This window comes from Corynebacterium sp. LK2537 (assembly GCF_040946485.1).
Taxonomy (GTDB): domain Bacteria; phylum Actinomycetota; class Actinomycetes; order Mycobacteriales; family Mycobacteriaceae; genus Corynebacterium.
This window is the reverse complement of record NZ_JAYWLQ010000003.1, coordinates 78,601-90,667: the sequence shown is the minus strand read 5'-3', so window position 1 is coordinate 90,667 and position 12,067 is coordinate 78,601. Positions and strand designations below refer to the sequence as shown.

General features: G+C 65.4%; 10 protein-coding genes. 1 reads left to right on the top strand and 9 read right to left on the bottom strand.

Features of this window, described 5'->3' with window-relative positions; translation table 11 throughout:
* Positions 1 to 23: 23 nt before the first annotated feature.
* The 6 genes from VVS03_RS05280 to VVS03_RS05255 all read right to left on the bottom strand — a co-directional run bounded on the left by VVS03_RS05280 (position 24) and on the right by VVS03_RS05255 (position 7,236).
* Positions 24 to 689: an HNH endonuclease signature motif containing protein gene (locus VVS03_RS05280; protein ID WP_368534211.1), complete on the bottom strand. Its 666-nt coding sequence runs from the start codon at positions 687 to 689 to the stop codon at positions 24 to 26.
* Positions 690 to 1,337: 648 nt separating this feature from the next.
* Complete coding sequence (gene fepB, locus VVS03_RS05275) at positions 1,338 to 2,375, bottom strand: Fe2+-enterobactin ABC transporter substrate-binding protein (protein WP_368534212.1); 1,038 nt, start codon at positions 2,373 to 2,375, stop codon at positions 1,338 to 1,340.
* A 46-nt stretch (positions 2,376 to 2,421) separates the two neighbouring features.
* Positions 2,422 to 3,195: an ABC transporter ATP-binding protein gene (locus VVS03_RS05270; RefSeq protein WP_368519876.1), complete on the bottom strand. Its 774-nt coding sequence runs from the start codon at positions 3,193 to 3,195 to the stop codon at positions 2,422 to 2,424.
* Complete coding sequence (locus tag VVS03_RS05265; protein ID WP_368534213.1) at positions 3,195 to 4,142, bottom strand: FecCD family ABC transporter permease; 948 nt, start codon at positions 4,140 to 4,142, stop codon at positions 3,195 to 3,197. Before VVS03_RS05265 ends, VVS03_RS05270 begins: the two co-directional genes overlap by 1 nt.
* Positions 4,143 to 4,150: 8 nt before the next feature.
* Positions 4,151 to 5,110 (bottom strand): FecCD family ABC transporter permease, encoded by a 960-nt coding sequence (locus VVS03_RS05260; RefSeq protein ID WP_368534633.1) that lies wholly within the window; start codon positions 5,108 to 5,110, stop codon positions 4,151 to 4,153.
* Positions 5,111 to 5,169: 59 nt separating this feature from the next.
* Complete coding sequence (locus VVS03_RS05255; RefSeq protein ID WP_368534215.1) at positions 5,170 to 7,236, bottom strand: PhoX family phosphatase; 2,067 nt, start codon at positions 7,234 to 7,236, stop codon at positions 5,170 to 5,172.
* A 162-nt stretch (positions 7,237 to 7,398) separates the two neighbouring features.
* Between VVS03_RS05255 and lysS the strand changes: the two genes are divergently transcribed.
* The gene (lysS, locus tag VVS03_RS05250; protein ID WP_368534216.1) at positions 7,399 to 8,970 is read left to right on the top strand and encodes a lysine--tRNA ligase; all 1,572 of its coding nucleotides are present in this window, start codon (positions 7,399 to 7,401) and stop codon (positions 8,968 to 8,970) included.
* A gap of 59 nt (positions 8,971 to 9,029) precedes the next feature.
* Here lysS and VVS03_RS05245 read toward each other — a convergent pair whose 3' ends face one another.
* Genes VVS03_RS05245 through VVS03_RS05235 form a run of 3 tightly spaced genes read right to left on the bottom strand, consistent with a single transcriptional unit; the run spans position 9,030 to position 11,897 of the window.
* A complete protein-coding gene (locus VVS03_RS05245; protein WP_368534217.1) occupies positions 9,030 to 9,530 on the bottom strand; it encodes a CAP domain-containing protein in 501 nt (166 codons plus the stop codon).
* Positions 9,531 to 9,561: 31 nt separating this feature from the next.
* Entirely contained in the window at positions 9,562 to 11,055 is a 1,494-nt protein-coding gene (gene crtI, locus VVS03_RS05240) for a phytoene desaturase family protein (RefSeq protein WP_368534218.1), read from the bottom strand.
* Positions 11,052 to 11,897: a phytoene/squalene synthase family protein gene (locus tag VVS03_RS05235; protein WP_368520041.1), complete on the bottom strand. Its 846-nt coding sequence runs from the start codon at positions 11,895 to 11,897 to the stop codon at positions 11,052 to 11,054. The genes crtI and VVS03_RS05235 overlap by 4 nt, the downstream gene beginning before the upstream one ends.
* Positions 11,898 to 12,067 lie beyond the last annotated feature (170 nt).

The window sequence follows — 12,067 nt, the reverse complement described above, 5'->3', positions numbered from 1 at the left end:
CCGTGGAAGTGTGCAATGAATCACTATTGTGGCACGAAAGTTTCGTGTAGGGGCTGGTTTTCCAAAACGGGGGAGGTGGCCTTGGTGTGCGCGCGGTCGCGGCGGGAGTGCTGCGCCTGTGCCATGGTCCGCATCCAGTTAACGTTTTTCGCGGACAGCGGGCCTTCCGGCGACGTGGACTCCCAGGTGCCGTCGTTGGAAAGCCACACCACGGTCCCAGTGCGCGGGTCGAGGATATAAGTCACCCGGCCGTCGGTCTTGATGTTGTGGTGGTGCTGGCAGAGGTTGACCAGGTTGCTCGCGGCAGTGGGGCCGCCGTCGTGAAAGTCTTTGCAATGGTCTTTCTGGCACCTGATGGCGGGGATGCTGCAGCCCGGGTACCGGCAGCAGCCGTCCCGGCCGTTGAGGAAGGCCTTGATGCCCTCCGGGGTCTGGTAGTTCGAGCTGCGTTTTTCGGCCGCGGCTGCCATGTCGCGCTGATGGTCGGATTTTTCGGCCATGTGGTCGGCGGTGTCTGCGTCGACCCAGCCGTAGCCGTCGATGAACCCGCCGCTTTCTGGGAGGTCCTGAGCCATGAACATGTTGAGTACGACGCGCGGCGAGCCATACTTGCCCAGGACGAGCCCGGCCAGCGCTTTGGCCGGGCTGACGTTGTTGTCTTTGGCGACCTTCCGGATGGCGGCGTCCATGGCGGCGGTGGTCTCCGCGTCGTATTCCGCGACGATCTCGCCGCGGTTGGAGCCGGCGGGCCCGGCGGAATAATGCGGCGGGGGGAGGCTCGTGGGGTGGTTGGGTAAGTTCCAATTCTGCGTTGACGAGCCGGTTAAGCTTCCGGCGGAGATTTTCGTGGGAGGGCAGGACCTGGGCGGGCTGCGTTGGGGTCAGGTAGTCGGCGAGTTCGGTATCGATCCGCGCGAGCGATTCCGGGGACGGGGTGGCGCCTAGTTTGTTGAGGACGGAATCAATGAGGGTGAGTTGTTTGAACTCGAGGTGGTGCAGGGTTTCGACTAAGTGTTTTAACTTCGGCAAGGTGTCGAGCCGTTCTAGGCTCTCGCAATAATCCCGTGCGCGCGTGAAGGAGAGACCGGTTTTTAGGGCTAAGCGCTTGATGGCGAGCTCGTCGTCAGCGCTGCGAGCAGGGCGGAGGTCTTGCCAGAGGTAGTAGTAGTTGCGGCGGTAGGTGGTACAGGCGGTAGCAGTCGGACAGTAGGGAGTATTGACAGTGTAGTAGGGCTGCATAATTCCCCCGGTTGTGAGTTAGCTAATCTGTTCTAACTAACCCACACAATACGCAACCGTCCGACATTGCGCTACCCTTTTTCGAAAAAATGTACGAATTATTTTCCGAATTCTTCCTGCAGGTGGTCCACCAGGTCCTTCGCGGAGAAGGCGTCAATTCGGAAGAACTCGCCGTCCAGCGGGTAGACGTGGTTGTTCCGGACGGACTCGGTGTCGGCCAGCTGGGGATCCTTGCGGACCTTCTCATCGGCCGGCTTGCCGCCCAGGTTGAGAACGAAGGCGCTCTTGCCGTCCAGGGCGAGCGGGAGGTTTTCGGTGTTAACGGCCTTGACGTCGCCGCGCTTGGAGCCTTGCGCCGAGGTGCCGACGAGGTCCTCTGCCGGGGTGGCGACCTCAATGCCCAGGTCGCTGAAGATCTGGCCCTGGGCGGATTCTTCGGTGAAGAAGTTCATGCCGTCCTTGGTGGGGGAGACGATGTTGACGGGCTGCTCGATGTCCAGGTTGCCCTTGGCCTTCTCCACGGCGGCGTCGTAGTCCCCGATGACCTCATCGGCCTTGTCCTCCAGTCCGGCGGCCTCGGCGACCTCCCGGGTGGTGTCCTGCCAGGACTGGTCGGAGTAGTCGATGACCTGGACCGGGACGATGTCCTTGAGCTGGTCGTAGATTTCGACGCCGGAGTCGTTGCCGACGTTAGACATGACCACCAGGTCCGGATCCTGGGCCAGGACGGCCTCGGCGGAGGCGGAGCCGATGGTGTAGATGGAGTCGATGCCCTTCTGCTGGGCGACCTCGTCCCAGGCCAGGCCGAAGCCGGTGCCGTCGGCGAACATCGGGGCGTCCGGGTTGCCGCCGGCCGAGGCGACGACGGGCGCGTCGAGGGAGAGCAGGGCGCCGGTCAGGGTGACGGAGGCGGAGACGATCTTCGTGGGCTGGGACTCGATGGTGAGATCGGTTTCCTGGCGGTCCTTGTCCTGCGTCTGGATCGTTCGCGGGAAGGTGCTGTCTGCGGTGCTAGAGGAAGCGGCCTCCGAGTTCTCTGCGTTTTCCGAATTCTCAGCGTTGTCGCTGCAAGCGACGAGGCCGAGCGAAAGAGCTGCGGTGGCGGACAGGGCGAGGATGCGTCGTGCGACGGGCAAGGGTGCCTCCTAGGTAGTGGACTACCTCCTAGGAGGTTAGCCTAACCTATCGCGGCACCACCAAGGGTCCCCCACTTATGGGGTCAGTAGCAATGACCGCCTCGAGGCCGAAAACTGCGGCCAAAAGGTCCTCGGTGAGGACCTCGGTCGGGGAGCCCTGGGCCGCCAGCTTTCCGTCCGCGCCGAGCAGAATTAGACGATCGGACCAGCGGGCCGCCAGGTTCAGATCGTGGAGGACCATGATGGCGGTGCTGCCCCGGGCATCGACTAGTTGCCGGACCAAGCGCAGGACGTCGACGGACGTCGCCAGGTCGAGGTACGTTGTGGGTTCGTCGAGCAGCATGACTGGGGTATCTTGCGCGATGGTCATAGCGATCCAGGCGCGTTGCCGCTGCCCGCCGGAGAGCTGGTGGAGGGGCCGGTCCGTGAGATCGGTTAGGCCGGTGGTGGTGACTGCGTCGGTGTAGACGGCGTCGTCGCCGGCAGACCAGCGCTGGTACCACGTCTGGTAGGGGTGCCTCCCGCGCGCGACCAGCTGGCCGACCGTCAGCCCCTCCGGGGCCACGGGGGATTGCGGCAGCATGCTCAGGTAGCGGGCGCGCTCCCGCCGGTTCCAGCTGCCCAGATCGCGGTTATAAAACTCCAGCTTTCCAGTGTGGGGCAAGAGTCCGCACAGGGACTTGAGGAGGGTGGATTTTCCGCAGCCGTTCGGGCCGATGAGGCAGGTGATGCCGCCTTCCGGCAGGCGCAGGTTCAGGTCCGTGACCACGGGTTTGTTCCCGTAGCCGACGCTGACGTTGTCCAAAGAAAAGATATCCATCACACAGTTTCCTTTGCTCGGGTGCGCAGGACCAAGATAAACAGCAGGGGTGCGCCCAGGAAGGCGGTGACCACGCCCACCGGCAGCGGCCACGGCAGCACCACGCGGGCGACGATGTCCGCCCACAACAGTGCGGTAGCACCCACCGCCGCGGAGAAAAGCAGCGGCGGGGTGGGGGCGCGGGAGACCATTCGCGCCACGTGCGGGCTCACGAAAGCTAAAAAGCCGATCGGACCGGCGGCCGCGACGGCAACGGCAGCCAGCACGACTGCCACCAGCAGCTGGATGAGCTGGGCCAGGCGGACGTTGTGCCCCAGGATGTGGGCGGTGGCGTCGCCGAGGCTGAGCGCGGCCAGTTGGAAAGAAAGCCAACCGGCCAGCGCGACGGCGATGACCACGGTGGCCAGGGGAACCCACGCGTGGTGCCAGTCCCTCCCGTTAAGGGAGCCGGCCATCCACATGCGGGCGCTGGCCGCGCGATCCAGCTGCGCGTAGGCCAGAAGCCAGGTGGTGAGCGAGGACAAAAACATCGACAGGCCCACGCCGACCAGCACGATTTGCACCATGCTGCGGCCCCGGCCGGCCAAAAAGACCATGGCCACGGCGGTAAGAGCCGCGCCGAGGATGGCGGCTACCGGCGTCATGCCCCAACCAAAGACGATGGCGGCCACCGCGGCTAACGATGCCCCGTTGGTCACCCCCAGGATGTCGGGGCTGGCCAGCCCATTGCGAGCGACGGACTGGGTGAGCGCGCCGGAGTAGGCCAGCGCCGCGCCGACCACCAGGGCAACGACGGCGCGCCCGAGCCGGAATTCCAGGATGACCGCGCGGTGGGCGGCCGAGCCGCCGCCGGTAAAAACGGCCACCACGTCGGAGAAGGAAAGCGCCAAATCGCCCTGCATGACGGAGACGACCACGCCGAGGACAGCCAGGGCAATGAGAGTCAACCAGCGAATCATAGGTTGCCTCCAATCTTGTTGCCGCGCACCAGGAGGATGAAGATCGGGACGCCCAGCAGCGCCAGGACGATGCCCATGGGCAGCTCCCCGGGGCGGGCAAGCAGGCGGCCCAGGATGTCGGCCAAGAGGGCGCACACCCCGCCTACGAGGCCGGACAGGGGGACAATCAGGCGGTAGTCCACGCCGGCTAGCCGACGGGTGATGTGCGGGGCGGCCAAGCCGATGAACGCCACCGGACCGGCCGCCGCCACGGCCGCGCCGGTCAGGCCGGCGATGACGATAACCCCGCCAGCTTGGACCGCCGAGACGGGCACGCCTAGGGACTGCGCGGTGGCATCGCCGAGCAGTACCAGGTTGACCAGCGGGGACAGCAGGATGGCGGCCACCAGGCTGACGATGCCGATGGGCGCGGTGACTTCTACCGTCCCGAAGTCGCGACCCGCGACCGAGCCGGTGGCCCACTGCCGGATGGCGTCGAGCACCTCGTCGTTGGTGAGGACCAGGGCGTTGACCAGCGCCATGAGGACGGCCGACAGGGCCATGCCGGCGAGCACGAAAGTCAGTGGGCTACCGCTGGAGTTAAGCGCGAACAGCAGGCTGGTCACTAGGACCGCGCCCAGGATGGCGGGCCAGACGAAGGAATCCGTCACGCCGGTCGACACGGCCAGCGCCACCGCCGCGGCCGCCCCGGCGGTCACGCCGAGGATGCCGGGATCGGCCAGCGGGTTGCGGGTAAAAGCCTGGGTGAGCGCGCCCGCGGCACCGAGACAGGTGCCGGCGATGAGCGCGAGAAGAGTGCGCGGGAGACGCTGGATGCCCAGGAGCATCTCGAATTCGTCCGCGGGCGCGCCGGGGTCGAAAGCGTAGCGGAAACCGCCCGGGATGGCCTCCCATACTTGCGAGAACGTGGTCGCCCGCGCGCCGACAAAGAGGCTTGCCAGACACAGGGCGACCACGAGCGCGAGGCACAAGGGTGCGACTAACCTAAACCTGAACACAGTTAGGTTAGTATACCCTATACGCCGATGTTGCCGTTTTCCTTCCAGACGACTACGACGGCCGGGCGCGGGGTGGAGTTGCCACCGTCCGGCCAGTGGGAGGAGGGCTCGTCGAAGGCGGCCTCGTCATCCTCGCCCGGGTGCTGGACGTTGACCATGACGCGCTCGTCGGTGACGATGGGCCCACAGGTCTCGGCCCCAGTCGGGACGGTGAGGAAGCACTTGAGCTCGCCGCGGGTCTCGCCTTCCGTGGTGACCGCGTACAGGCCGTCGTTGGACTCGAGGGCGTTGCCGTCGGTGGAGATCCACAGGTTGCCGTGGGAGTCGAAGGCCAGGTTGTCCGGGCAGGAAATCGGGGAAACCTTCTCCTTGTCGAAGCCGCCGAAGTAGGAGTCCGCGGTGGCCGGATCGCCGCAGACCAGGAAGAGGTTCCAGGTGAACTTTTCGCCGGCGTGGTCGTCGGAGATCTCCATGACCATGCCGTTCTTGTTCTCCTTGACCGGGGCCCATTCCTTCGGGTCCTCCTGGTTCTTCTCCGCGTCCTCGCCGGTGGCGCCGCGGTAGGAGTTGTTGGTCAGGGCGGCGTAGACCTTGCCGGTCTGCGGGTGGATGTCCACGTCTTCCGGGCGGTCCATCTTGGTCGCGCCCGCCTTGTCGGCGGCCTCGCGGGTGAAGATGGCGACCTCCTCGGCGCTGAAGCCCTCCACGTGGGACTCGGCCTTGTCGCCGTCCACGGTCAGCAGCTTGTTCCACACGCCGGTGCCGTCGAACTTGCCGTCTTCCGGCAGGACGCCGGAGCCGTCGATCTCCTCTTCCGGGGAGTTGCCCTTCAGCTCGGCGACGTAGAGGCTGCCGTTGTCCAGGATGGTCATGTTGTGGCGGGCGTCGCCCTCCTTGATCTTGCGGGAGGAGACGAACTTGTAGATGTACTCGAAGCGGGCGTCGTCGCCAGAGTAGGTGACCACCGTGCCGTCGTCGGTGACGTGGACGTTCGCGGCCTCGTGCTTGAAGCGGCCCAGGGCGGAGTGCTTAATGGGCCTCGACTGCGGGTCGAGCGGATCCAGCTCGATGACGTAGCCGAAGCGGTTCGGCTCGTTCGGCGTCTTGGAGATATCGAAGCGGTCGTCGAAGCGCTCCCACTTGCGCTGGGAGGGCTCGTCCTCGAAGCCGAAGCGGTCCAGGGACTTCTGGGCGCGCTCGTCGTCGACCTTGGCGTTGGCGAAGTAGGCGTCGAAGTTTTCCTCGCCGGACAGGATGGTGCCCCACGGGGTAACGCCGCCGGAGCAGTTAGCCATGGTGCCGGAGATGGTGGTGCCCTCCGGATCCTTGTCCGTCTTCACGTACTTCGAACCGGCCGCCGGGCCGGTCAGGCGGAAGGGCGTGGTCAGGGTGATGCGGCGGTTGAGCGGGCCGAACTCCCGCTTGAGGTTGCCGCCCTCAGCCTTGGAGACCTCCAGCACGGTCAGGCCGTGGTTGGCCCAGCCGATCTTCGCGTGCTCCTCGGTGGGGTTCTCGGCGTCGTAGTCCGGGAACATCTGCGGCTCGGTGGTGTACTCGTGGTTGCAGACGTAGACCAAGCGCTCCGGGTCGTTCGGGTGCTCTACTAGGCCGGCGAAGTCGTTGTTGAAGCCGAACTGCTTCTCCGCGTCCTGGGAGGTCTGGTTGTGGACGTCGAATTCCGGGGCGCCCTCGATGACCGGATCGCCCCAGGCGATGAGCACGGACTGCTGGTAGCCCTTAGGTACGACGACCTCGTCCTTGGTGTTCGGCTCGACCGGCTCGAACTTCATACCCTCGGCGGAGGTCAGTTCGACGTCGGCCTCGGTGGTGGTGGTAGAGGCGCTGCCGGTGTTCTCCTCCGGGGCCGAGCAGGCAGCCAGGGCGGCGCTGCCTCCGACGGCGACGACGCCCAGGCCGCCGGCGCGCAGCGCGGTGCGGCGGCTGAACTGATCGCCGAAGTACGGGTTGGAGGTCGGGTTGTCTGCCTCCCCGAAGCAGGCGTTGCCGCACTTGTAGGTGCAGGTCAGGCTGGAACGGGAGGAAGTAAACAAGGAACTAAGAAGATTACGGCCCTTCAGTGCCATGGGTGAATGCTCCAAAATCGATTATAGAAAGTCATGGAAAGTTGCGCCTAGAACTTAGTTCGGTGAAGTAACTGGATATTTAGATTCAGATTGATATTGGACGACGTTTTCATGAAGTACGGGTTAACACCGCCGCAGATGGCATGCGGTATTCTGTTGGGCGTGAGCGAGCAAAAGAAGAATGAGACCCCAGACATCCCGGAGCAGCTACGGATCCGCCGCGACAAGCGCACCCGCCTGCTCGCTGACGGCACCGAGGCTTACCCGGTGTCGGTAGCCCGAACCACCTCCCTGGCCGACCTGCGCGCCAAGTACCGCGTGCTGGCCGAGGACGAGGCCGCCGGTTCGGAAGAAGGCGTAACCTACCTGGCGGTAGGGGAGGAGACCGAGGACGTCGTCTCCATCGCCGGGCGCCTTATCTTTATGCGCAACACCGGCAAGCTGTGCTTCGCCACGCTGCAGGACGGCGACGGCACCCAGGTGCAGGCCATGCTCTCCCAGGCCGAGGTCGGCAAGGAGCGCCTCGATGCCTGGAAGCAGGACGTCGACTTGGGCGATTTCATCTCCGTGACCGGCCGGGTCATCTCTTCTCGCCGCGGCGAGCTGTCCGTGATGGCCACCGAGTGGACCATGGCCTCGAAGTCCCTGCGCCCGCTGCCGGTCTCGTTTGCCGACATGGCCGAGGACACCCGCGTGCGCCAGCGCTACAACGACCTCATCGTGCGCAAGGAAGCGCGCGACAATGCCATGATCCGCATCAAGGTCGTGCGCGCCCTGCGCAACTACCTGGAGTCCCAGGGCTTCAACGAGATCGAGACCCCGATGTTGCAGACCCTGCACGGCGGCGCGGCAGCTCGCCCGTTCGTGACCCACTCCAACGCGCTGGACATCGACCTCTACCTGCGCATCGCCCCCGAGCTGTTCCTGAAGCGCGCGGTGGTCGGCGGCATCGATCGCGTCTTTGAGATTAACCGCAACTTCCGCAACGAGGGCATCGACAAGTCTCACTCGCCGGAGTTCGCCATGCTCGAGACCTACGCGGCCTGGGGTGACTACAACGACTGCGCCCGCACCACCCGGGAGTCCATCCAGGCGGTGGCCCAGGAGGTCTTCGGCTCGCAGAAGGTCACCCTGGCCGATGGCACCGAGTACGACTTCGGCGGCGAGGAATGGCCGGAGATTGAGATGTACCCCTCGCTGAACGAGGCGCTGGCGCGCAAGTTCCCGGGCCAGCCGGAGGTGACCATCGACTCCTCCGTGGAGGAGCTCAAGGGCATCGCCGACGTCATCGGCCTCGAGGTCGGCACCGGCTGGGGCCACGGCAAGCTGGTGGAGGAAATCTGGGAGGTGCTCTGCGAGGACCAGCTCGAGGGCCCGATCTTCGTCAAGAACTTCCCGGTGGAGACCTCCCCGCTGACCCGTTCGCACCGCACCCAGCCCGGGGTTACCGAGAAGTGGGACCTCTACGTGCGCGGCTTCGAGCTGGCCACCGGCTACTCCGAGCTCATCGACCCAGTCATCCAGCGCGAGCGCTTCGAAGATCAGGCCCGCCTGGCCGCCGGCGGCGACGAGGAGGCCATGGTCCTGGACGAGGACTTCCTCGCCGCGATGGAGCAGGGCATGCCGCCGACAGCCGGCACCGGCATGGGCATCGACCGCCTGCTGATGGCCCTGACCGGCCTGGGCATTCGCGAGACGGTGCTATTCCCCATCGTTAAGCCTGAGCAGAGCTAAAAAGGGCAAGAAAAAGCAGACCAGAGAGTGAATCCGCTCTCTGGTCTGCTTTTTAGGTTCTAGTCGTGGCCGAAGTTCTGGACGACGTAGAGCCTGCCGTCGGCAGCCTGGGCTACGCCCACGCCGAGGGACTTAGCTTCCGGATCCAACATGTTCTTGCGGTGCCCGGGGGAGTTGGCCCAGCGGTTGACGAAGACGCGGCCGGAGTCACCGCGGTTGCCCTGGGCGATATTTTCGCCACCCGGGCGCATATTCGCCGGGTAGTGCTCCCAGTAGTTGGCGCGGTGCTTGAACTCGCCGGTGCGAGCGATGGTCTCGGCCCAGTCCTGGGCCAAGTCGTTGAGCGCGGCGTTGGCCTTGACCGGGGCGAGGCCGTTCTGGGCGCGGAAGTCGTTGGTCGCGTCGAGGACGGCCTGCTGGCTGGCCGAGGACGTTGCGGCCGGCGGCGCGGCAGGAATCGAGCTGCCGGAGGAGATGCCGCCGATGATGATCCCCAGAATGGTGAGCAGGGACAGTACAGCGGAGATGATCTGCCGAATATTGAAGTTGAACCGTGGCATGGTGAGGTTTCCTCTTCGAGAGAGATAGGGCCTACACCTTTAGTTTAAATTCCTTCACGGCTGTCAGTACATTTTCGGCAGAAATGAGGCACATAGGTACCCCCACTCCGGGAACGGTCGTGGCTCCAGCATAAAACAGGTTGTCAATCTTTTTAGATTGGGTGCGCCCGCGGAAGAAGGCGGACTGGAACAAGGTGTGCGCGGGCCCGATGGCTCCGCCGGACAGCGAATGGTAGCGGTCGGCAAAGTCGGCGGGGCCGATGGTGTGCTGGGTAAGGATACGCCCGTGCAGATCCGGAACGTTTGTCCACTCGGCCAGCTGTTGGAGCGCCCGGCTAGCGATGCCGGCGACCGTTGCCGATTCCTCCCCGTAGGCGCTGCCGTGGCCGAGGGCGGCATCGGCAGCAGCGGGCACCAGGATGAAAAGGTTTTCGCACCCTTCCGGGGCCACGGAGGCATCGCTGGCCGAGGTCTTGCAGACGTAGATGGAGTTCGAGGCGCCGCCGCCGCGGAAAACGGCGTCGAAGTCGGGGTCCCAGTCGCGGCTGAACAACAAATTGTGGTGGGCCAGTTCGGGCAGCGGACCGCGCACGCCGGCCAGCACCAGCACGGCGGACAGTCCCGGATCGCGGCGGGCGAAGAACCTATCGGAGAAGGTCCGCTGGTGGGCGGGCACCAAGCGAGTCTCGGTGTGGTGGAGATCCGCGGCGGAGACCACCAGGTCCGCCGGCAGGGTGCCGCGGGTGGTGGTGACTTCGGTCGCGTGCTTGCCGTGCGTGACGATCGCGGTGGCCTCGGCCTCCCACTGGAAGTGCACGCCCAGGTCGGTGGCGAGGTCTAAAAACGCGTCGATTACCGCGGCGAAGCCGCCCTGCGGGTAGCGCACGCCCTGGGTGAGATCCGCGTGGCTCATCAGGGAATACAGCGCTGGGGCGGCGGCCGGCTCCGTCGACAGGAAGACCGCCGGGTAGGTCAGGACCTGGCGCAGCAGGGGATCGCTAAAACGCGAGCCGACGTAGCTTTGTAGGGACTGGCCCAGGAGCTTCGCCAGGCGCGGCAGGCGTCGCAGGATATCGGGGTGCAGGAGCTGCGAGGGGTGGCTGAAGGTGGTGTAGAGGAAGTGCTTGAGCGCCATCCGGTAGGTATCGCTGGCGGTGGCGAGGTAGTCGCCTAGGCGAGCGCCCTGCCCGGGCGTGCGTTGGTCGAAAAATTCGACCACGGTGCCGTCGATGTCCGCGGCGTGGCCGGCTTCGTTGAAAATCCGGTAGGCGGGGCTCAGTTCGGTGAGCTCGAAGAAATCACTGGTGCGGTGCCCCAGCCGGCCGAAGAAACGCTCGAAGGCCTCGGGCATCAGGTACCAGGACGGACCGGTGTCCCACTGGAAACCGGAGTCGGTGAATCTTCCCGCTCGGCCGCCCGGCTCGGCGAGGCGATCGACCACGGTGACCTCGTAGCCTTCGTCCTGCAGGAGGCAGGCGGTGGCCAGGCCGGCCACGCCCGCGCCGATAACAACGCAGGTACTCATGCATTCCTCCAGAGGCTGCCGGCCAGGATCTGGGCCTTACGGGGCGCGGGCACCCGGATCCGGCGCGCGTACAGCTCGTCGACGCTGGCGCTGTCGATGCGCTCGTTTAGGTCCGTAAACAGGCCCGTCGCGGCGAGGACTCCCCTACGTGCGCCGGGCGGCAGGAGGTGGGCGGCGCGGCGCGCGCGGGCGAGCTCGTCGCGGATCTCCGCGCACCACCGGCGCTTGGTGGAGGCATCCAGCTCCGGGAGGTAACCCCGCCCCAGGCAGTCGGTGTCCTCGGCGAGGTCTCGGAGGAAGTTGACCTTCTGGAAGGCCGCCCCGAGGGCCTTTGCCCCGTCTGCCATGGTGGCCCGGTCTTCTTCGGCGGGGTGGCGCCCGACCAGGAAGATATCCAGGCACATCAGGCCGATGACCTCCGCCGAGCCGTGGATGTAGCGCTGGAGGCTCGCCGCGTCATGCGGGGAGGGGTCCAAGTCCCTGCGCATGGAGGCGAAGAACGCGCGGATGTGGTCTTCGGAGAACTGGCAGCGGCGCTGCGCGTTCGCCCACGCGTGGAGGACCGGATCGGTGTGGAAGGCGGCATCGGCAGCGTGGACGACCTGCTCCTCGTAGCCGTCCAGCAGGGCGCGGATGTCGGCGGTCTTGGCCTCCGCGGCCGCGCCGTCGACGATCTCGTCCGCAATGCGTACCACCGCGTACAGGGCCTGGATATCGCGCCGGATCGCAGCGGGGAAAAGCCGGGTACTCCACGAGAAACTGGTGGAATAGTAATTGATAATGCGACCCGCGGATTGGCCCGCGGCGGCGTGGTAGTGCCGGAGCGCCGAGCGGTGGGAAATGTTCACGAAGCCTTTCATAATTGGACTTTTCCCTAAAGCCTAGTGCGGGGTAATTCACCCCGCTAAATTCGCCTGTTCGCTACCGGCGTACAGGTTCATGACCTGCTAAAAGCGGCTGATTTACTACCTTGGCGCAGAAAGTGAGAATGGAGGCTGGGGAAAGCGCGTTA